The organism is Streptomyces sp. NBC_00859 (assembly GCF_045161865.1).
Taxonomy (GTDB): Bacteria; Actinomycetota; Actinomycetes; order Streptomycetales; family Streptomycetaceae; genus Streptomyces.
Map to the genome: position 1 here is coordinate 3,245,577 of NZ_CP108826.1, position 20,089 is coordinate 3,265,665.

At 66.2% G+C, this 20,089-nt stretch carries 21 protein-coding genes; 6 read left to right on the plus strand and 15 right to left on the minus strand.

Annotation, left to right across the window (positions count from 1 at the left end; all coding sequences use genetic code 11):
• Positions 1 to 139 precede the first annotated feature (139 nt).
• The 12 genes from OG584_RS13905 to OG584_RS13960 form a co-directional block, all read right to left on the minus strand.
• Positions 140 to 859 carry a hypothetical protein gene (locus tag OG584_RS13905; RefSeq protein WP_405778138.1) on the minus strand — a complete coding sequence of 240 codons (720 nt, stop codon included), beginning with the start codon at positions 857 to 859 and terminating at the stop codon, positions 140 to 142.
• Between the two features lie 59 nt (positions 860 to 918).
• A complete protein-coding gene (locus tag OG584_RS13910) occupies positions 919 to 1,908 on the minus strand; it encodes a hypothetical protein (RefSeq protein ID WP_405778139.1) in 990 nt (329 codons plus the stop codon).
• A gap of 29 nt (positions 1,909 to 1,937) precedes the next feature.
• Entirely contained in the window at positions 1,938 to 2,630 is a 693-nt protein-coding gene (locus OG584_RS13915; RefSeq protein ID WP_405778140.1) for a hypothetical protein, read from the minus strand.
• An 88-nt stretch (positions 2,631 to 2,718) separates the two neighbouring features.
• Positions 2,719 to 3,177, minus strand: a complete 459-nt coding sequence (locus OG584_RS13920; RefSeq protein WP_405778141.1) for a pilus assembly protein TadG-related protein — start codon at positions 3,175 to 3,177, stop codon at positions 2,719 to 2,721.
• Entirely contained in the window at positions 3,174 to 3,623 is a 450-nt protein-coding gene (locus OG584_RS13925; RefSeq protein ID WP_405784051.1) for a TadE/TadG family type IV pilus assembly protein, read from the minus strand. Before OG584_RS13925 ends, OG584_RS13920 begins: the two co-directional genes overlap by 4 nt.
• 96 nt (positions 3,624 to 3,719) lie before the next feature.
• A complete protein-coding gene (locus OG584_RS13930; protein WP_405784052.1) occupies positions 3,720 to 4,091 on the minus strand; it encodes a TadE family protein in 372 nt (123 codons plus the stop codon).
• Between the two features lie 206 nt (positions 4,092 to 4,297).
• Complete coding sequence (locus OG584_RS13935; protein ID WP_405778142.1) at positions 4,298 to 4,543, minus strand: hypothetical protein; 246 nt, start codon at positions 4,541 to 4,543, stop codon at positions 4,298 to 4,300.
• Between the two features lie 36 nt (positions 4,544 to 4,579).
• Positions 4,580 to 5,509: a type II secretion system F family protein gene (locus OG584_RS13940; RefSeq protein ID WP_405778143.1), complete on the minus strand. Its 930-nt coding sequence runs from the start codon at positions 5,507 to 5,509 to the stop codon at positions 4,580 to 4,582.
• The gene (locus OG584_RS13945; protein ID WP_405778144.1) at positions 5,506 to 6,627 is read right to left on the minus strand and encodes a type II secretion system F family protein; all 1,122 of its coding nucleotides are present in this window, start codon (positions 6,625 to 6,627) and stop codon (positions 5,506 to 5,508) included. Before OG584_RS13945 ends, OG584_RS13940 begins: the two co-directional genes overlap by 4 nt.
• A gap of 10 nt (positions 6,628 to 6,637) precedes the next feature.
• Positions 6,638 to 7,948 (minus strand): CpaF family protein, encoded by a 1,311-nt coding sequence (locus OG584_RS13950; protein ID WP_405778145.1) that lies wholly within the window; start codon positions 7,946 to 7,948, stop codon positions 6,638 to 6,640.
• On the minus strand, positions 7,945 to 8,772 hold the full coding sequence (locus OG584_RS13955; protein WP_405778146.1) for a hypothetical protein: 828 nt from the start codon (positions 8,770 to 8,772) through the stop codon (positions 7,945 to 7,947). The genes OG584_RS13950 and OG584_RS13955 overlap by 4 nt, the downstream gene beginning before the upstream one ends.
• Positions 8,773 to 8,812: 40 nt before the next feature.
• Complete coding sequence (locus OG584_RS13960; protein WP_405784054.1) at positions 8,813 to 9,547, minus strand: hypothetical protein; 735 nt, start codon at positions 9,545 to 9,547, stop codon at positions 8,813 to 8,815.
• A gap of 839 nt (positions 9,548 to 10,386) precedes the next feature.
• Between OG584_RS13960 and OG584_RS13965 the strand changes: the two genes are divergently transcribed.
• The 6 genes from OG584_RS13965 (at position 10,387) to OG584_RS13990 (ending at position 16,124) form a co-directional block, all read left to right on the plus strand.
• A complete protein-coding gene (locus OG584_RS13965; RefSeq protein WP_405778147.1) occupies positions 10,387 to 11,043 on the plus strand; it encodes a hypothetical protein in 657 nt (218 codons plus the stop codon).
• Entirely contained in the window at positions 11,031 to 12,083 is a 1,053-nt protein-coding gene (locus tag OG584_RS13970; protein WP_405778148.1) for a hypothetical protein, read from the plus strand. Before OG584_RS13965 ends, OG584_RS13970 begins: the two co-directional genes overlap by 13 nt.
• Positions 12,084 to 12,249: 166 nt before the next feature.
• Positions 12,250 to 12,927: a hypothetical protein gene (locus OG584_RS13975; protein WP_405778149.1), complete on the plus strand. Its 678-nt coding sequence runs from the start codon at positions 12,250 to 12,252 to the stop codon at positions 12,925 to 12,927.
• Between the two features lie 198 nt (positions 12,928 to 13,125).
• A complete protein-coding gene (locus tag OG584_RS13980; RefSeq protein WP_405778150.1) occupies positions 13,126 to 13,818 on the plus strand; it encodes a hypothetical protein in 693 nt (230 codons plus the stop codon).
• 84 nt (positions 13,819 to 13,902) lie between these two features.
• On the plus strand, positions 13,903 to 14,568 hold the full coding sequence (locus OG584_RS13985; protein ID WP_405778151.1) for a hypothetical protein: 666 nt from the start codon (positions 13,903 to 13,905) through the stop codon (positions 14,566 to 14,568).
• An 860-nt stretch (positions 14,569 to 15,428) separates the two neighbouring features.
• Positions 15,429 to 16,124, plus strand: coding sequence for a hypothetical protein (locus OG584_RS13990; RefSeq protein WP_405778152.1), 696 nt, complete (start codon positions 15,429 to 15,431; stop codon positions 16,122 to 16,124).
• A 331-nt stretch (positions 16,125 to 16,455) separates the two neighbouring features.
• Here OG584_RS13990 and OG584_RS13995 read toward each other — a convergent pair whose 3' ends face one another.
• The 3 genes from OG584_RS13995 to OG584_RS14005 all read right to left on the minus strand — a co-directional run bounded on the left by OG584_RS13995 (position 16,456) and on the right by OG584_RS14005 (position 20,081).
• Positions 16,456 to 17,082 (minus strand): hypothetical protein, encoded by a 627-nt coding sequence (locus tag OG584_RS13995; RefSeq protein ID WP_405778153.1) that lies wholly within the window; start codon positions 17,080 to 17,082, stop codon positions 16,456 to 16,458.
• Between the two features lie 745 nt (positions 17,083 to 17,827).
• Complete coding sequence (locus OG584_RS14000) at positions 17,828 to 19,240, minus strand: PE-PGRS family protein (protein ID WP_405778154.1); 1,413 nt, start codon at positions 19,238 to 19,240, stop codon at positions 17,828 to 17,830.
• Between the two features lie 7 nt (positions 19,241 to 19,247).
• Positions 19,248 to 20,081 (minus strand): hypothetical protein, encoded by an 834-nt coding sequence (locus tag OG584_RS14005; RefSeq protein ID WP_405778155.1) that lies wholly within the window; start codon positions 20,079 to 20,081, stop codon positions 19,248 to 19,250.
• Positions 20,082 to 20,089: the final 8 nt, after the last annotated feature.

Below are 20,089 nucleotides of genomic sequence, written 5' to 3' on the forward strand. Positions count from 1 at the left end.
TTATCAAGCCATGCACCCGTCATACCACGCTAACAGTGGCGGGAATCCGGTCACTGTCTGTCCTCTGCGCCCCGACGGCGGTTCCGTTCACGCTCGGGCGCCGGGGTCGCGGCAGGGGCCGGGGCCCCGACCACAGGAGTCAGGCGTCCCGCAGTACCGCCAGTGCGAATGCCGGCCGCAGATCGAGCCAACCTGCCTTCAGTACGTAGGCGTTGGCCCAGGGACCGGTGTGATCCGCCGTCAGGGCCACCTCCTCAGCGCCCGCCCGCCACGTCACCGGCTTACGGATGTCGTAGTTGCTGCCCCCGCTCTCGTCGCCGCCACCGAAGGGCATGGAGCCCAGAACGCTGTCCGCGAGCTTCTCCGCCTGCCGCGCTACGGCCTCCTTGCCCCGCACCGTGACCTCCTTGGCGCTGCCCTTGGCCCAGTGGTAGCGAGCCACGATGTCCGGGTGGCCGGGCTGCCTGAGCCACCAGGCGTGCTGAATCGTGCGTTTCGCGGCAACGGTCCTGTGCACGGTGCCGATCTCCTGCCCCGCGCCGTCCGTCACCCGGTAGTGCTCGCCGCCCTTCCCGCCGGTCACGGGGGCGAACGCGCAGACCGGCACGCTTGGATCCCGGGCCGCATGGAGCTCGTACGCCCTGATCCCCGGGTCGGCCCGCCCGACCAGCACGGCCGGAGCGAAGCAGCGTACGGGCCCGTCGACCGACGGCACGCGTATCGCCCGGAGGCCGGTCACCGCGTCGCGGCGGGACGCGGCCGGCTGCTCGACGTCGCTCAGCACGAACCAGCCGATGCCCTCCCAGGGCATCGGCTCGACCGGCGGTGCGGGGGTCGGCCGCTGCCTTCCGAAGGCCATCGCCCGCCTCTCTCCTCGGTCAGCACCGCAGTGCTCCAGCAGCCGTTCTTCCCACCGTCTCAGCGGTTGACCGACTGGATCTCCTGAACAGTGACGTCCTTCGTGTCCCCATAGGTTCCCGGGGGCAGCGTGCTGCCCTCACCCGTGGTGCTGGTCCAGGTGATGTTCCAGGTGAGCGTCGCGCGCAGCGGATACGTGCCCCCGCCCGAGGAACGCAGGTAGGTCACGCCGCAGGGCGGCGACCGGTCGGCGGAGCCCCTCGTGTACGGGGTACCGATCGACTTGTCCGCGCTGAGCGGGCAGTCGCCGCTCGCCGGATGGACCTCGGCGTCGTCCGTGCCGGGGTCAAGGTGGAGAGCGGCGGGGGTGGCGGTCGTGGTCGCCGACAGCCCGGTACCGGGCAGCGACGCGGTCACCGAGACCGGCTTGAAGCGGGCCTTGTCCAGCCAGATCCAGGTGGGCAGGTTCACCGTGGACTTGCCGCCCGGGGCTGACTCGATCTCCGTGTCCGGGACGGGGAGTTCGTCGTAGGCGTACTCGGCGAGAATTTTCGGGCTCACGGCGAGGGGCTCGTCCGGGGTGGTGTTGTCCGGTACCCAGAAGGGCGGCTTGTCGCACGAGTTCGCTTCGGGGTCGTCCTTGCGCTTCGGGTTGATGGCAGCAGCCCAGAACATCCCCTTGCCCTGCTGGTCCAGGTTGTAGTTCTTGTACTTGCCGTCCTTGTAGTAACTGTCGAGCACGTTGCCCACGACGTCGCCGAGGCCGAAGAATCCCACCTCCCGCCACGACTTGACCGAGGCCTGGATCTCCTTGGGCGAGAAGGCCGGCTCGTACCAGCAGGCGGGAGGTGTCCAGTTGCTGTCCGTGGAGGAGAGCGAGCCGGTCTTCGCGGTGCCGGGATTGCCGTTGGTGGTGGTCTGGATACGGGTCTGCACGGTGATCTTGCCGTTGCCCGATCCACCCTTGACCGTGCTGCGCTTGTCTGCCCTGCCGCCTTTTCCACCTGCGTACGCGAGGGTGGGTGTACTGAGCAGTCCCAGAACCAGCAACGGCAGCAGAGTTCGAGTGGCGCCCCGCGTTAGACGCACTTGTTGGCTCCGGACCCTGAGATGACGCTGGCCGACTGCCAGACGCCCTTGGCGTCCTTCTCCAGCCGCTCGTTGTAGAAGGTGTAGTCGTCCGCTGTGGCAGGGGCTTTGGTCACCTTGCCGGTCTTGCGGTCCTTCGGATATGTCTTGGTCGCGTCTTCGCAGTACGTCACCGCTGCGGCGCCGTCCTTGAGGATCGTGACCCTGCGGTTGTAGTACCGAGTCGTCCCCACAAACGACTTGCCGTCGTCGTAGAAGGTTTTGATGTAAGCGATGGCAGCGGCCAAGGCATCGGGCTTGTTATAGAACTCCAAGGCCGGGCGCAAGGCGTTCACATCAGTCGTGATTGCGGAATCGATGGCCGAGAGGTTCTGCTGGTTGTCGGCCAGGATTGCGTCCTTCTTCGGATCGCCCGTTTTTTCACCCTCGAAGGTATCCTTCACGCCCTTCGGCAGAACGACCTTCGGCCGCTTGATCCCGTCACCTGGCGCAGAGTCCGAGGCCGCAGGCGAAGCGGTGTCCTTCCCCGTGTCCGCTCCCGCGATCTTGCCAGACTTATCCGCCTTGTCCGAGGACGACGAATCACCGCCGCCGCACGCCGACAGCAGCAGCGCCGCCGCGACCGCCAGCGACGCCGCCCCAGCCCCGCGACGCATGAGACGTGAGTGGGATGTCTGTTGCATGAGGGTGTGTGCCTTTCCATCTGAAACGAGGTTCACGGCAGCGCGCACACGCTGCCCTGCCCGGATATACCCAGCGAACGGGTGGCCATCAGCCCGTGACGGACTCCGCCACCGAAGACCCGTGCACCGTGATCGAGTGGCTGTAGAACAGGCCCGTCAGCACCGGCTGGTAGGTCAGCTGCACCGTCACCTCGACCCGCTGCGCGTTGGCCGCCGTGCAGTGCGACGCCCCGATGTCCTGGGCGGACATCCCCATCTCTACGGCGAAGGCGTGCACGCGTGCGTCGCAGTTCTGGTAGTTGATGGGAGCGGCGCCGCCGTGGTTGCCGTACAGGGCCTCCCGGTCTATGTCCTGGGCCGCGTACCGCGCCGCCTGCTCCGCGATGTCCGCGGCTCGTTCCCGCTGCGAGATCGACAGGCCGCCGTCCACCACGAAGGCGGCCAGCGCCAGGAACAGGAAGGCGAAGATGATGACAGCCGCAGCGCCCGAACCGCTGTCGTCCAGTCGGGCCCGGCGGGACTCGATCCATCCGGTCAGCGCACTCACTGCGTCCTCCGGTACGGGTCGATCGGCGAGGTGGAGTGCCCGCTCAGCGTGGTGGGAATGTCCAGCCCGAGCATGGCGAGGCCACGGATCTGGCAGCTCACGTCGACGGTGAAGAAGCCGCCCTTGACGAAGCCCTTGGCCGTGACCGACACCGGGCCGGAGCACACATCGGTCAGGTCCGCCTCGGCGGCCCTGCGGGCCTCCGACATCGCGACGCCGCCGTCCTTCTGGATGGAGCCCGCGCGGGCGGCGTCACGCGCGGCGCTGTCCACGGCTCCGCGGCCCTCGACCAGCTGGCCGAAGCCGACGAGCACCAGGATGAAGAGGATCATGATGGGCGCGAGGATGACCACTTCGATGGTGGACAGACCGCGGTCGGCCCCCACCGCAGCGCGCCCCATCCGTGCGCGTACGGCGCGCGAAGCGCGCCTCGCACCCGTCCCCATCAGTGCACACACATCCGCACCCGCACCCGCGAACGCCCTCAGCACTGCCACCCGTTGGCCTCTCATCAGTACCCGCTCAGCCCCACTCAGTCCCGCTCAGTCCCGCACGAACCGTTCGACCGGCCCCCGCGACTGCGCGTGCACCGTGAGGTCGAAACCGGGGAAGACGTTCGGGACCTTGGCGGTGATCTCCACTCCGACCGTGTCCTGATCGGGCTGGAGCATCGTCACATTCGGGCCGAGCACCAGCTTCGATCCCAGCTGATGGATGTAGCTCTGCACGACATCACCCGCGTCGCCGCGCCAGCCGCCGGGGTTCTCGTCGGCCTCGGCCCTCGCCTTGCGCGCCCCTGCCTGGGCAGCCGCCTGTGCCACGTGATCGGCGAAGAAGTACAGAGCGAACTGCACCGTCGCGAAGATCATGAAGAACAGGACCGGCGTCAGGAAGACGAACTCGATCGCGGTCATGCCGGAGTCGCCGCGGGCGGAGGCTGCCTCCACCCTGCGGCGTACGAACGCTCTGATCCTCTGACGCACCAGCACCGACTCAGCGACTCGTTCGGACTCGGAATGAACTCGGAATGAACTCGGAAAACAACTCGGCGCGGGCCCGGAACCGGACAGGAGCACGCCGTGCAGCTCCTCCCGCGACTGCGGCCGCGGCTTACCGCGACTCAGCAGGTACCGGTCGCCTTGGCGCCCTTGATGCAGTCGCCGACCTTGTGGGCACCGTCACTCAGCGCGGAGTTGATGATCGCGGCGACCACGCCGACGATCGCCACGACGACCGCCGAGATGATGACCCACTCCACGGCGGAGGCGCCGCGGTCGGTGTCTTCGGAGCGGGCGCGCTCGACGCGTGCCTGCAGGAACGTAATCAGGAAGTCGACAGTCGGGTGACTGAGGCGGCGTCCGAACATGGGGTGAAATCCTCTCAAGAGAAGGGGGAAGCGGGATCAGACCTGGAAGACGCGCATCGCGGCCGGATAGATGAGGAAGACCAGGAACCCGGCGCAGAGAAGCAGCTGCGCGACAAGCATCGACTGCGACTTCTCACCTGCCGCACCCTCGATCTCGGCCATTTCGCGGTGCCGCATCGTCTCGGCCCTGGAGGCCAGCGACTCACGTACCTTCGCCCCGTCGTCGGCCACGAGCGCCAGCGACGAAGACAAGTCCTTCAGCTCCTCGATACCCAGATCCTCGCCGAGCCTGCCGAGGGCGAGCCACTGGCTGGTGCCGGTGATCCGGGCGTCGGCGAGCGCGTTACGGATCCGGCGCAGCGCCCAGCCGTCACTCACCTCGGCGGCGGCCATCAGCGCCTCGGGCAGACCGCGCCCGCCGGCCAGGTTCATCGAGACCAGGTCCAGATAGGCCCCGATGACGCGCCGCAGATCCTTGCGCTTGTCCGCAGCGTCCCTGCGCACTTCCAGATCCGGCAGGAAGAAGAAGAGGAACGCGCAGGCCAGCGCGAGCCATACCGGGATGATCGGGCTCTTGCTGAAGCCGATCACCACGACGATGGCGAAGAGCATCGGCCCGAAGATCAGGCCGACCACGCCGAGCAGCACCTTGGTCGCCAGGAACCCTTCCCAGCCACGGTCGAGGACAGCGAGGTCCGAGCGGAGCGAGCGCTGCTCCCAGCCCTGCTGAAGGTAGAGGTCGGCGATCCGCACCCCGACCCGGGCACGCAGCGAGCCGAGCCGGCCGTCGTGGGAGTCCTGGTCGCCCGGACGCTCGTACCCGGAACCGGCCGCGCGCAGTGCGTCGATGCGCTGCACCTGCGAGACCGCGGACCGTTTCGTACGTGACAGGGCCCGTACGAGGACGAAGACGCCGAGGCCCAGCACGGCCCCGATCAGTACCGGTGCGGTGAGAATGTCGATCATCGCGGCGCCCCCTGGCCATGGTTGAACGGCGAGGCCTGCGGAGGCTGCTGTTGTCCGCCCTGCTGCGGTCCGCCGGGATACTGACTGCCAGGCTGCTGACCGCCAGGATTCTGGCCACCGAACTGCTGACCACCGGGCGGCTGGTGGCCGACGGGGGCCTGCTGGTGGCCGACCGGGGCCTGCGGGCCGCCCGCGTGCTGGGACGCGTCCGGCCGTACGAACCTGACCTCCGGCTCGGCCCGCACCAGGAATCGCTCCGGCGTCTCGATCACCGAAAGCTTGCGCAGCCACCAGAAACCGAGCGCGAACAGACCGCACACCCCGGCAAGGACCAACTGGCCCATCGTCGAACCGTACGGCGAGACGAAGTCCCGGTTGAAGACGGCGAGTCCGAGGACGAACGCCACCGAGACCACGACGACGATCTGCACGCTGCGCCGCGTCGACGAGCGTTGCGCCATCACCCGGTGGCGCATGTCGATCTCCTCGCGCGCCGACTTGGAGAGGGCGCCGAGCACCTGGCGCAGGCCGGGGCCGCGCAGTTTCGCGTTGAGGATGAGCGCGGCCACGATGATGTCGGCGGAGGCGTCGTCGATCTCGTCGGCCAGGTACTGCAGCGCCTCGGGCAGCGGCATACGGGCGCGGAGCCGGTCGACCAGCGCGTCGAGGTGCGGGCGCAGGGCGGGGGCGGCGGCACGTGCGGACGCCGGGATGGCCTGTTCGAGGCCGACAGCGCCGGCGATGGTGTCACGGAGCGACTCGGTCCAGCCCGCGAGCGCCTCGACCCGGCGCATGCCGGCCTTCTCCTGGGCGGCGCCGCCGAAGAGACGGTCCCAGAAGAAGACGAGCAGCCCGGCGGCGACACCGGCCACGGCCCAGCGGGTCAGCAGCAGGACGACGAGCCCCACGCCGACGGCGACGGAACCGCGGCGCCCTATGAACTGGACGACTTCCCTGGTCCGCTCGCCGCGCTGGGCCTTCACATGGCCGGGCTTCGGTTCGAAGCCGCGGATGGCGAGGATCAGCAGGGCGAGACCACCGCCCGCCGCGACCCCGCACCCCAGTGCGGTCAGCAGCTGCGGATCGAAGTACCCGCCCAACGAGGAGATGCCATTCATACGGTCTCCTTCACCCCCAGGCCCCTGAGGGGCGATAGCCGTGTACGGCGAGGTCATCGAGGCACGCCACGGGAGCGTGCGGCAGGACACGCCCGTCGGGCGTCTCGGCGAAGACCTCACTGGAGAGGACGCGCCCGTCCACGCCGTTCACCTCACGGACCGAGGTGACGGCACGCTGCAGGCGCCCGCCGCTCTCGAAGTTGTTGCGGCGCTGGACGAAGACGACGAAGTTGACGGCTCCGGCGATGAGCATCTGACTGGCCTCGATGGGCAGCCGCTCGTTGGCCTGGAGCGCGTAGGTGGAAATACGGTTGAAGACTTCGCTGGAGCTGTTCGCGTGGATCGTGGAGAGCGAGCCGTCGTTGCCCTGCGACATCGCGTTGAGCATGGTGACGATCTCGTCGCCCAGCACCTCACCGACGATGACGCGCGACGGGTTCATACGCAGCGAACGGCGCACCAGCTCACCCATCGAGATCTGCCCCAGCCCCTCGGAGTTGGGCAGCCGCTCCTCGAACGCCACGACATTGGGGTGCAGTTCGGGAAACTGGTCGAGGCCGAGCTCCAGTGCTCGCTCGACGGTGACGAGCCGCTCGACCGGCGGGATCTCGTTGGCGAGGGCCCGCAGAAGCGTGGTCTTACCGGCGTTGGTGGCGCCCGCGATCATGATGTTCTTACGGGCCCGTACCGCGCAGGCGAGGAAGTGGGCGAGTTCCGGGGTGAGCGTGCCGTTGCCGACGAGGTCCGCCATGAAGACCTTGCCCATCCGGGCGCGACGGATGGAGAGAGCGGGCCTGCGGGCCACTTCCATCACGGCGGAGAGTCGCGAGCCGTCGGGGAGCCGCAGGTCGAGCTGGGGGTTGGCGGAGTCGAAGGGGCGCGACGAGAGCCCCGAGTACGCGCCGAGGACCTGGATGAGTTCGACGAGTTCCTCGTCGGTCTCGGCCACCGGGTCGACGCGGGCCTCGCGTCCGTCGGCGTATCCGACGAAGACCTGGTCGCAGCCGTTGATGTCGATGTTCTCGACCTCGGGGTCGTCGAGCAGCGGCTGGAGCCGCCCGACTCCGAAGAGCGCGGCGTGCACGGCGGCCGCGTACTGCTCCTCGGTCTCCGCGTCGAAGGGGGTACGCCCGGCGTTGATCTCCGCGCGCGCGTACTCCTCGAGTATCTGGGCGATGACGGCGCGCGCGTACTGCCGCTCGTCCTCCCCGGACATGGGTGGTGTGTTGCTGACCTGATCGACGCGGCGCTGCTCCGCGATACGGTCGCCGGCCTCCTGCCGGTACCGCTTGACCAGGCTGTGGTCGACGACGTCGCTCATCGCCCGGCCCCGGCGCCCGGCTGCGACCAGGCGGCGCCGAACTGCTGGTGGACGTCGGCTGCGACCTTGCGGGCGCTGCGGATCAGCAACGACTTGTCGAGCCGGCCGCGGCCCCGTCCGGAGAGCAGCGCGGCGCCGGACTCGTCGTGCGCGAGTGTGCCGATGACGCGGGCGCCGGTCTGCGCGGCGACGAGCATGTCGTTGACCTGGTGGGCGATCTTGCCGGACGCACTCGACTCGACGACCAGGAGGACCCCGATGAGCGGGGTGGCCAGCTGCGACATCCCGCGCTGCCCGCCGTGCAACTGGGCGGCGAGGGCGGCGGCCCTGTCCCGTACCCGGGCGATGTGCTCCGGCTCGGTACGCGCGACGAGCAGCACCAGCGAAGCTTGCGCCAGCAGGTCGATCGCGGGCGAACCCCCGGCGATGCGACCGCAGTCGGCGATCACGTCGGCGGGGGCGTGCGGCGAGTCGCCGAGGGTGGAGAAGGCGTGCCCGAGCGTGGGCCAGACACCGGCCAGACCTGCGGCCTGCTCGGCGGAGCCGATCCCGACGAGCAGCTCCAGACCGCCGGCCATGGGCTGGGCGTGGTCCCAGAGCTGGTCGGCGGCGAGCCCGCGGCGGGCCGCGGCGGCGATGGAGAGCAGACCGGTGTTCGGGTTGAGCGGGCCGCCGTTGGCGGCGGTGGTGCGGTAGACGAGGTCCCCGCCGGCCGGGTCGGCTTCGGCGAGCAGGGCCCGCCGGGGCCAGACAGCGGCGAGCGCGAGGGCGGCCGTGGTGACTCCGGGCGAACCCTTGTCTGCGGCGAGGGCGATGAGCGCCATGGTTTCTGCGTTCCTCTGTGTTCCTCTGAGGGTTCGGCGGTCAGCCGTTGTGGGAGGGGACCATGACCACTGCGGCTTCCCCTGCGGATGCGGCCTGCGAGAGAGCTGCCGCGTCAGCGGTGTCGACCAGGAGGCTGACCGCGAGATTGCCGCTGCTGACGGTGGAGGCGTCGGGTGCGGCGGCGCTGCTGACCGTGGCCCGTTCCACGATGACCCCGCTGCCGGAGGACCCGGTGGAGCCGGCGGTGCCGGACTGGCTGCCGCTGCTGCTGGCCGCGTTCTTGTCGCCCGCCCGGTAGACGGTGACGGTGTCGCCCGCCTTGATCCCGGCGGGGTACTGGCCGTCCTTCAGGGAGAGACCGACGACGGCCTTGCCCGCGGGGGTGCCCTTCTCGCCGGTGAACATCTCGCCCACCAGGAGGGACCCGGAGTAGAGCGCGCTCTTGGCCTTCAGGGTCTTCTCGACCGTGCCGAGCTGGTTCGCCTTGATGTAGTGGATCGAGTCGTCGTCGGCGACCATGACCGTGGTGACGTCGCTACTCGTGATGGCCTGGCCCGCCTCGACGTTGCGCGTCAGCTTGGCGACCTCGACCCGGTTACCGGCGCGCAGCACGAGCACGGTGGCTCCGAGCGCGCCGACGAGGATCAGCAGAACGGCGAGAGCGGCAAGCGCGGGCTTACGTTCCCGGGTGACCGTGGGAAGCCGCTCACCGGCCGACTGGGCGGGCGAGGGAACCCTGTGGTTGCCTGCACCCGTGCGCTCCTGGACCTTCACGCCGCTTCTCCCCGAATCCCCGATGTTTCTCTGCGACATATAGCGAGTCGACTTCGCCGCCATTTATCCGGTTCCGATTCCCAGGCCACCGGAGGCTGTCAAGTCATCGCACCGTAGCAGCAGCACATAAGCGCCTCAAGACGAGATAAGGATCGCGAACTTCACGCGCATCGCCGGGATCGGTCCAAACCGGTCAGAAACGGCGAGTCTTGGGGGCTGGTCAAAGTTTCACGAGATTTCCCCTTAGACACTGCGGGGCGGGGATCGGACGGTTGCATCCGCCAAGGCCCCGCCCCGATCCCCCGCTTACGCCCGTCCGGCCTGCGCCACCTTCAAACCCAGTCGGTGCACCCGCAAATGCCCGCAGTCTGCGACATGCGCATTCCCCTCACATCCGCGGCAGTCGAGACGACCGCCGGGCGCCGGCGGCCCCGCCCGCCGCAGGACCGCACGAGCCGGTAACGGTCCAGCCTCAACATAGACAGACGCCCGTGATCGTCACTGCGGGACCTGGATCCCACCCACCGGAGAGACCCCGCATTCCCGCTGACGCCGAGAGATAGATGAAGCGTGAACCAAGCGTAACCAAGACGGAACCTTGCCCCCGAGCGACAGCGGGGCGGGCTCCCCTGCGGTCCAGGCGACAGCCGGTACGCCTCGAGTGGCACCAGGCACTCGAGTGCGGGCCACCACAGACCCAGCATGGGTGATTAGCCCCGGAACACCCCAACTATCCCCATGAGGTGACGAATTCGCTCTGGTGAAACCAATACCTGCCCGGCTAGCGTCGCTTATCGCAAGCTCACAATCACACCCTTACCCCTTACCGGGAGTCGCCCGTGAACCGCCGCACTTTGCCCTCCGCCGCCGCACTCGTGACGGCGGCGGCCTTGCTGCTGACCGCATGCGGCGGGAGCGACGACAACAAGTCGACGAAGCCGGACAAGATCGCGGGGGCGGACGAAGGGTCAACGAAAGCGGCGTCACCCACTCCGTCGGCTTCGACGGCGCCGGAGCGGCCGACGATCAAGCTGCCGGGCGACGTGACCGACACCTTCAGCCCCGAGAAGACTGGTGACGCCACCAAGGATGCGATCCTCGGCGACAACGCCGGATATGTCCGGGCGCTGGATGCGGCAATCGTCGCCGGTAAACCGGAGCTGCCCGCCCTGGAGTTCTACACGGAGGGGGACGCGGCCGCGTCGTCCCAGGAATGGGTCCAGTCCTTCGTGAGCAGCGGGCGCACCGTCACCGGAACAACTCGGTACTACAACCGCAGCGTCACGGTCAAGAACAAGACCACTGCAGCCATCAGCTACTGCGGGGACGAAAGCAAGGGCTTCAGCAAAGTGATCAAAACGGGGAAGACCGAGAAGACCAAGGTGACGAGCAAGAGTTACGTCGCATACGGAGTTCAGGTCCAGCGAAACAGCCAGGGGGTCTGGGAAACCATGAAGATTTCTTCCGCCCGCGGGGCAGCGTCATGCCAGCCATGAGGCGCGCGAAGCGCGCGCTTGCTGTCGGCGCGACCATAGGCGTATCGCTGCTCACCCTCGCCGTGCCCGCACACGCCGACAAGACGCCTCCAGGCGGTGCGGGAAGCGTGGGCGGCGGCTCGGCCTCGGGAGACGCAGATGACCAGAACGTCTCGGCCGAGGCATCGGGCAGCACGGTGAAGACCGACACCCACAACAACGGCAAGGGTCCGTCCGTCGGGCCTCTCACTCCCGCAGGTAACTGGACTCCGCCGGCCTGCTGGTACGCCCCGAAGTACTCGGCTGCTGACTTCAAGAAGCTTGAGGAACACACCTGGTCGCTCGAGTCCACCGGCTACGAATGGGATGCCCAGCAGCGTGACCACTACGCGGGCGGTCACCCCTACAAGGACTTCAACCTTGCCAAGGCCGACAAGGGCTACTGGTGGACGTCCGATGTGAACACGAGCTTCCCGCCAGGATGGGACTCGTGCAACAAGGAACCGTTCTGGGTCGACAACGGGACCCCGCCACCAGCAGATGCACCTCAGGCAGTGACTCCGCAGATCCTCGCCGAGATCGCCTATGCCTCTGTGCGGGTCCCCGACACACATGTCACCCTCGCACCCGACGGCGCGACAAAGGTGAACCTGCCGACATGGACCTGGCTCGACAAGACCAACTTCAAGCCGGTCTCTGTCAGGGCGTATGTGCCTCTCACCGGTATGAACGCCACCACCACCGCGAAACCGGTGGCCCTGAAACTCGAACCGGGCACTGCGGATGCCGAGACCTACCCGGCCTCGGGTGAGTGCACATTCAACGCCGACGGATCGATCGGTACCCCGTACGCCAAGGGCGACGCCGACAAGACCCCGCCCTGCGGGCTCACCTACCTCCGCGCCTCCGGCGACAACGGGCCCTACCGGCTGAAGGCCACCATCACGTGGGAGATCAGCTGGACCGGCACCGGCCAGCCCTCCCCGAAGAAACTCCCCGAGGGCACCTTTGGCACCACCCAGGACGTAACGGTCGACGAGATCCAGGCCGTCAACCGCTGACCCTGTCGTTCTCGCCCTCTCCACACCGCCGGGCCCGCACCACGCCAACTCCTCAGCAGCGCCGCATTCACCACGACAGCGGCGCTGCTGAACGCGTCCGGAGGCGGCGGCGGCAACCCCGATGACGAATACCTCACGCAGACCCCCGCCGCACCCGGAGCAGCCAGTGACCCGCCGAACATTGCCCGCCGCAGCCGCGCTCGCGACCGCAGCGACCCTCCTTCTCACCGCGTGCGGCGGGGGTGATGACACCAAGTCGACCACCGACCCGAAGATCCCTACCGCCCCGGGCTCCCATCAAGGAAAGCCGACGTCCGCTGCTCCCCGCCCGCCCCGTTCGGCGTCCAGCGGTGGCGGGAGGCCCAAGTTCGAGTTCCCGGCAGACGTCTCCTACGTCTTCGACTGGCCCAAGACCGGCAACGCCGAGAAGGATGCGGTGCTGGCGGACGGCGAGCAGTTCATCAAGGCCGAAGACTTCGCCATCGTCAGACAGGACCCTTCCCAATCCGGCTATCGCTTCTACACCGAAGGACAGATGACCGCATCAACCGCCGAGTACATCAAGGAATACGTCAAGGCAAAGGCCCGGATTACCGGAACAGATCGGTACTACACGGCAAGCGTCGAGCTCAGTGGAGAGAACACTGCGACTCTCTCCTACTGCGAGGATCAGAGTAATTCATTCGACCTGTACCTCAAGACACACAAGATCGACAGAACACCACCCAAGGACGCGAAGGACAACTTCGTCCTCTACAACACCGCCCTGCGCAAGAACCACAAGGGAGTGTGGGTCACCACAAAGCTGTTCTCCAGCCGGGGGAGTGACACGTGCCGGCCCTGAGTCTTCGCGACGGGTCACCTGCAGGAGTTATCGCTGCGACTGACTGACCAACGATCGGTGTCTCGGAGCACCCGTCCCCACGGCGGGCCGGCTGCCGCCGCCAGTTTCCCCTGATGGGAACCCCGCAACTCCGCGAGTGGCGCCCGTGCCCGCCCTCGCCCGCACTTGACCTGCCCCGCCCATCTCCCGGAGTAGCCCGTGAAGCATCGCCACCTGCCCACCACAGCCACACTCCTGACCGCAGCGGCCCTCCTCCTGTCCACCTGCGGCGGGAAAAGCGACGGCGGGTCGAAGGGCAATAACTCGGACTCACCCACGACAGCGGCCGCCGCGCGGCGAACGCCCAGCTCTGCTTCGCCCGGCGCGTCGGTCTCGCCCAGCGCATCGGGCTCTTCAGGAGCTGTCGCCGGCCGTCCGCGGATCGAGCTCCCGGAAGATATCAAGAACACATTCGACTGGCCGAAGACAGGCGACAAGGACAAGGACGCGGTCCTGTCCGACAGTGAAGAGTTCATCAAGTCCAGGGACCTGGCCATCGCCAAGCAGGACCCGCTCGACAGCGCATACCGCTTCTACACCGAAGGGGAGATGGCGGCCTCAACACAGGAATACGTACAGGATTACGTCAACCACAAGGCCCGCGCAACCGGTTCAGTCCGCTACTACGAGGGCCACGCGGTGATCAGCGATCACAATTCCGCGACTCTTTCTTACTGCCAGGACCAAGGCAGGGGATTCGACATGGACATCAACAGCGGGAAGGTTCATAAGACCCCCGTCACCAAGGACAGCTATGTCCTGTACAACGCGGTACTGCGCAAGAACGCCAGGGGTGTCTGGGTCACCACCGACCTGTACTCCCGACGGGGTTCCTCCAATTGCCGGCCCTGAACCGACCACCCCTGCCGCGTAGGCACAAAAGCCTGCTGGTCGTCATCGCTACCCAGGCCCACAACCACCAACGGAGTTTGACCTGTGAACCGCCACGCCCTCCCTGCCGCCGCCGCGCTCGTGGCGGCAGCAGCACTGCTACTGACCGCATGCAGCGGGTCCGACGACAGCGAGTCGACGAGCAAGAGTATCGACAGGACCGCAGGGACAGCAGCGGCAGAGGCAAAGCCCTCCTCGCCCGGGACGGCGGCATCGAATCATTCCGCAGAGCGACCGAAGGTGGCCCTGCCACCTGACCTGAAGATGAACTTCGAGCCAGTGGATACAAGCGATCCGAGGGAAAAGACTGTCCTGTCGGACGGCGCTGAGCGAATGCGCGCGATCAACGGAGCCGTGGACAGCACAGATCCCATATATGCGGCTCTCAATTTCTACAACATCGGCAAGGCCCGTCCAGAAGCGGCGCGTTGGGTCAGAAAATTCAAGAATGCCGGCCTCTCCATCACCGGATCCATCACCTACTTCAACCGGCACGCAGAAATAGACACAACCAAATCCGCCACACTCACGTTCTGCGCAGACGAGAGCAAGGCCTACTCAAAGGAGACCAAGACGGGACGAATCATCACCACTGCACCATCGAAGAAGGACTTCATTCTGTACAGAACCGGGCTAAGCATGAACGATAACGGCGTATGGCAGACCAGCCGGATCGTGTCCACCGCAGGGGCCACCTCGTGCGTCAGGTGAACTGACCGCCCGGCCGTCAACGTAACTCGCAACAGATTCCAGACGAAACCTGCGCAGATGATCTGAATGTGAACATCACGCTGGGCACTCAGCCTTTCCTGGTTGGCTATTTGCATCTCATTCGCCTGCTCCCCCAAGGCGGACTGGACCAGCGCGACGCTGTCGCTGTCGGCCTTCGCAGCGCGCATCGCAAATTCCAACCGTTACAGACGCACGACGTATGACGTTTGGCGAAGGGGGCCGGCTACGGAACGTGGTGGCGCGAGGGCTCGATCCGCGCCGGGCCCCGTATTGCCGTCCAAGTAGCGTCTCAGGAAAGGGCTTTCGGCTTCCCCGACGTTCGCAGGGGTACCGGGAGAAGGTGAACCTGCGCCCCCAGGTAAGACTCTCCACTCGCCGGCGGTACCGGGGCCCACTTGGATAGCGTCATGCCATCGGCCCCGGTGAGGCCGGGCCCCTCCGCTCAGTACCGGCAACGGCCCCTCAGCGAATCCGGATCGACGAGAACCTCCCGGGCAGGCCGCGAATGCATTCACCTGAAGGTCGTGGGCCCTGCCCTGGTACACGCGGCGGCCCTTCATGGTGCGCTGTCCCACAGCTACGGGGCTTTATGCAACCGCAATGGCCACAGCGACGCACCTACACCGGACTTCGCAGCCGAACGCGGCGGGCCTCCCCCCTCTCGGCGGCGGATGGTCGCTCCCGATAGGCATGACGAACTTCATGCCCTCACGCGGGCGGCTCTCCAGTGCCTGAGGTTGGAGGTTGAACCCTGGAGCGGCACTTCCGGGCCGCTCGGCATGCCGTCCTGCAGCTAGGGTCGGAGGGTCTCAGCAACCAGTGCGGTCCAGGAGGAAACGGTGGCGTTCGGCAAGGGCAACAAGGCCCGGGAGCCTGCGGTGGAGCCCGTCGAGTGGGCAACCGTCCGGAAGTTCGTCATCAGTACGGTGGAACGCCCCTACACCCACAAACGGAAGAAGCCGGTCAGTGGTGCGCGCGCAGTGCGTGTCCCCCAGGGCGGGCTCGACTTCCCCGTCAACGCGCCATGCGCTTACTTGGCGCGCACTGCCCAGTTCGGTACGAAAACAGTGGCGGGTGCGCACGTCCTGTATGAGGACCCGGAGAGCCAGCGTCCACTCTGCTCGGTCGACGCACCGAAGGAGGCGGGCGAAGAGCGGCACCACGTGGTACGCGACAGTCAGGGGCGAGTGATCGGTACGCTCCGGCGGGTTCCACCCAAGCGGCCTTTCAGACACACCTGGCGCCTCGACCAGCCTGGGCATCCGGAGATCATTGGTCGTAACGAGCTGGTTGCCGGTGATTCCAAGACCGAGATGGTGACACGCGTCGCCGTCAAGGCCACCCTCGGACTGGTGATGGGACTCCTCGACGGTGGTGGGGAAGGTGGCGATCAGCCCACCAGGCCCCGGACCCTGGAGTGGCGGGCCGGCGACGAGATAGTGATGGTCTCCGAGGGGAGCGAGATGGTCACCATCGAAGCGGACTGGATCGACCGTCGGCTGGCCTTCGCGTTTGCACTCGTGGGCGACAAGTAGGTCGGCCGCAGGCAAGGGCAGCAAGCAGTCAAGCGTCGCTCGTCCCGCCCGATGCGCACCACACTTATGCGGGTCCTGGCGCACTATTCTGGCCACCCGAGGCGCATCTCGTTCGCTCGCCTTGAATGCCGCAACCGGGGGCCGGAGCGCGCTGTGCGGGGTTCTCCCCGAAGAAACAGGCGAACTACCTCAAGGCCCGGAACGCTCGCGGACCGCAAGGTTCACATCGGACACGGAAACCACCGGCAGGCGATACGGCTGCTGGCCCTGCCACTCAATCCCATGCCCTCGCACGTCCAGCCATGATCCGCCCCTGTGCCCATCCGCTACCTCAGTGTCTGCGCCGCAGTCTGCCGTACAGCATGAATGCTTCCATCGTCACAAAGAGAGATACACACGTCCATGTCGAACCGGTCGATGGCCCGTTGACCGCGCTGGCAAGTCGCGGGTACAACCAACCGGCCGGGTCGTCGACCAGCGTGACGTGCTGTCCGGATCGGCTGTTCTTGGAGCAGCCACTGGAGTCGTCGACCGAGTAAACCGCGGACCTGCTCACGTCGATGCGCTGTACTTCGCAGATGTGTCCGTCGCCACCGTGCTTGCGGTAGTAGCTGTCGACCCCGGAAATCACGGCATCGTGGTGTACTCCACGCTGGTCCATCACGTAGTCGTTCAGAGTAGGCCCGACGAAGAGCACCAGAGCGAATCCGAGCACGGCAACGCATGCCCCGGGCCTCGCACCGCACATGGCCCATAGAGCACAGAGCACGATCATCCCAAGCAGAGCCGAAAGCAGCAGTATCAACGTGCCTTGGCGTTGTGCGAGCCAGCCGCAGCCTGCCAGAGCGACTGGCCCGAGGGCCAACGTTCCGACGGTGCCGGGCCATCTGCGCAGGCCGGCGGACGCCTCCGGTTCTACTTGGGCAAACCCGGTGCCACTCAGTTCTGTCTTTGTCACTTCGGCACCCGGCCTGTTCCTTCGGCTGATCACTCGGGTATGGGCCGACGGCCGCATTTCGGGTCTTCGATAGGGGGTGGGTAGTTAGCGAGATCTCATGGCTCACATTACGACATTGAGCACCCAGACCCTTTCGGCTCGTTAACATGTTGGGCCATTGTAGGAAATAAATCTGATCGGCATCATCGATGCCGCACCGGCTAGGGTAAGCGAGCTCGTATCCACTTCTTCGAATACGACCGCGAGCGCCAGGGTAAGTGCATCAAGGGCGCCTGAGACGACCCCCTGGGTAACTACGCCAGTTTTGCGAATGTGCCTTCCTGGATTGAGAGCCACCTTTACGGAATCGCCCTGTAGCTCCGAACCTTTACCCACACCGAAGTAGATGTAAGAAAACATGCGTCCTCGGTGTTCGAGCTGCAGCGCACGCGACTTTGGTCGAATACCGAAGGGATTTCTCTTCATGACGACAGGGAAACCGTCTACATGAAGTGTGGACATATCGAGAGCTGGGATCGCTGCCCCACGGCCCCGGAATGCAAGATCCGGAACCTCGCTCCCCATCACAACAACCCGGCTCGCCGTGGGGCCCTCTCTCCGCTTACGAGATTCGGCTGGACGCAAAATGGTGACCTCACCAAACCCCTCCACGAGCCCGCGCCTACCTGCACCTAGCTCACTTCGAAATGGGATCAATTCAAAGTGGAGGTTATCCACTTTTCTCACCATCCTTTAATTTCGCCGTTCAAAACCAGCTCCCCGGGCTCGCGTGTATACCGATACTGCTTGCGCCGTTCTCAATATCAGAGAAGATCCCCTTTGCCTTGACACCCACCCACCCTGCGGCCTCCCCTGCACCCTTCTTGATGCCGTCCCAGTGCTGGACAACCTTGGCACCCCCGTAGGCGAGCCCAGTACCGACTGCGAAGCCGACTGTGAGCGGGTTCGGTGCAATCATCGCCGCAGTCATCGAGGTGTTGAAGCCCGCTTCAGCGATGTCTGCGATATACCCCGCACCCTTCTCTTTGAATGCCGCACCGGGAGTGCCCTGCATAAGCACGTTCGCTGTACTGAATCCTGCCGAAACAGCACTCCCTGCAATTCCTGCCCCACGAAGAAACCCAGCTGCCTTTCCAGCGGCTGCCAGGCCCTTGAGGAGCGGCGAAGCTGTTTCCCCTGCCGCGACAACAGCAGGCCGGGTGTTGGCTGCCTTTTGAAAGAAAGCTTGACTCCGAGCGACCTTGAAAAGGCTCGCATTAGCTGAGCGCCTCACCAAGTCACCGGAGTGGGTGGCACCGCCATACCGGGATGCGACCTCATCAGAGCCTAGAAGGATATCGGCGATACCATTTGCGTCGACCCGCCCCACCCCTATGGCTTGCACGAACCGATGACTGCGGACCATGTCCCAGCCGTCACCTAACAACCCGTCACGTCGCACAGCGGTAAATGGGATTCGGTTAGCGAATCGATACAATGAGTTACCCATGAAGAGCGATCCAATCCTGCTGGGCAACCATGCACCCGGGGCGGAAAGCGTCCGTAGGGCCGGTTGAGCTTGCCGGATCCTCACCCCCAATGCTTGCAGCCTCACGGAATCGCTCTCACTCAACGCCGCGCCTACCCGAGTCTTCAATACGGCCAACCAGCCATCCCTGAGGGAGTTCCCTCCCAGGATCTTCGCCATGCTGACGCCGTTAACCACAGCCATTCCACCAGTACCAAGGAATCCAGTGACATCCCCGGCGTCCCCGAGGAAGTCATCGATCTCAGACTCGTACGGTGCAAGGCCGGGAGACAGTGTGATGATCTTCGCCTTGAGTCGATCCTCCCAGGCCGACAGTGATTCGTTCGATCGCCTTTCGGCGTCAGCTGTGCGCAACCCGGCCCAGGTCGCCAGCGCCATCAGCGGTTGAGCGTTTTCCAGGTACGCATAGCCGGCGCGCCTGCGCAGATCGACGGCCGTATCGTCCGACCAGTGGTGCAGCGGCTTCAGGGCAACCAGCTTGTCAGTCACACCAAGGTGACGCGCCCTGGTGAAAGCCAAGGTGAGTTTGTCCGTGACTCCGCCCTTGTCGCTGAGGAGCTTGGCAAGCTGGTTCAACTGGTCCGGGTCAACCATCCTCATACTGCTCACGCCCCCGCGCACGTAGTTCATGGAGGCGTCACGCCTCGTCGATGAGGTCCGACTTGTCGGGCAGCAGGTCCGTCAGCTTTCCCCAGATCTCGCTCGCGCTCGACCGGACCAGGACCAGCTCGCTCTCCGGTGTCACCTGGCCCGGGAGGATGGGCTCCCCCGGCTCCTCACGGATCCAGTAGCCGCGCGGGCCGCAGTCCCAAACCGCGAGGGCTCGGAGCATCGCCACTCGTTTACCCTCGTGCTTGCCGTCCCAGGCCGTGGTGACGCGCCAGGTCGCGTTGATGGCTTGTACGAGATCCGCGAACTGGACCAGGGCCGAGTCCTTGAGGTCGGTGTCAGCTTCCAACAGGGCCTTGCGCACCAGGTCACGCGTAGAGTCCTCGTCGCATTCGCCGCCCTCGCCCAGCACGCCAAAGGCTGCGTCCAGTGCGCCCATCGACGTCTTGATCCGGTCGACCGCCGGCCTCTCGCCGTCGCTGCTGCGGAGATTGACCTTCCTGGCCAGCTCCCAGACCAGCGCTCCCGGCTCCAGGGGTACGTACTCGGACTCCTCCTCGCCGGGCCAGCCGTCGTGTGAGATGACCGCGTCCTGCCCCAGGATGACCCCGTGGTTGACCGTGCCGTGCTCGCCGGTGACTTCCACTGTGATCACGACCATGGGGCGAGCCAGGGCGCCCAGCAAGTCGCTCAGCAGCGGCGCGAGTTCGCCCTCTTCGCCGACCAGTCCTGTCTGCTGGAGCTCGACCAAGGACGGCCACAGTTCCTCCGGCGGGGTCTCGCCGTCCAGCAGGTGCGCGAAGACACCGATGTGGCGGTCGGCCAGCCGCAGGCGGCTTCGGGAGCTGTCATACGAAGGCATAACTCTCG

Coding starts and splice junctions, on each gene's coding strand:
- OG584_RS13905 (WP_405778138.1), bottom strand. CDS start 859: ATGGCCTTCGGAAGGCAGCGGCCGACCCCCGCACCGCCGGTCGAGCCG.
- OG584_RS13915 (WP_405778140.1), bottom strand. CDS start 2,630: ATGCAACAGACATCCCACTCACGTCTCATGCGTCGCGGGGCTGGGGCG.
- OG584_RS13925 (WP_405784051.1), bottom strand. CDS start 3,623: ATGGGGACGGGTGCGAGGCGCGCTTCGCGCGCCGTACGCGCACGGATG.
- OG584_RS13930 (WP_405784052.1), bottom strand. CDS start 4,091: ATGACCGCGATCGAGTTCGTCTTCCTGACGCCGGTCCTGTTCTTCATG.
- OG584_RS13935 (WP_405778142.1), bottom strand. CDS start 4,543: ATGTTCGGACGCCGCCTCAGTCACCCGACTGTCGACTTCCTGATTACG.
- OG584_RS13940 (WP_405778143.1), bottom strand. CDS start 5,509: ATGATCGACATTCTCACCGCACCGGTACTGATCGGGGCCGTGCTGGGC.
- OG584_RS13945 (WP_405778144.1), bottom strand. CDS start 6,627: ATGAATGGCATCTCCTCGTTGGGCGGGTACTTCGATCCGCAGCTGCTG.
- OG584_RS13950 (WP_405778145.1), bottom strand. CDS start 7,948: ATGAGCGACGTCGTCGACCACAGCCTGGTCAAGCGGTACCGGCAGGAG.
- OG584_RS13955 (WP_405778146.1), bottom strand. CDS start 8,772: ATGGCGCTCATCGCCCTCGCCGCAGACAAGGGTTCGCCCGGAGTCACC.
- OG584_RS13970 (WP_405778148.1), top strand. CDS start 11,031: ATGCCAGCCATGAGGCGCGCGAAGCGCGCGCTTGCTGTCGGCGCGACC.
- OG584_RS14000 (WP_405778154.1), bottom strand. CDS start 19,240: ATGAACTACGTGCGCGGGGGCGTGAGCAGTATGAGGATGGTTGACCCG.
- OG584_RS14005 (WP_405778155.1), bottom strand. CDS start 20,081: ATGCCTTCGTATGACAGCTCCCGAAGCCGCCTGCGGCTGGCCGACCGC.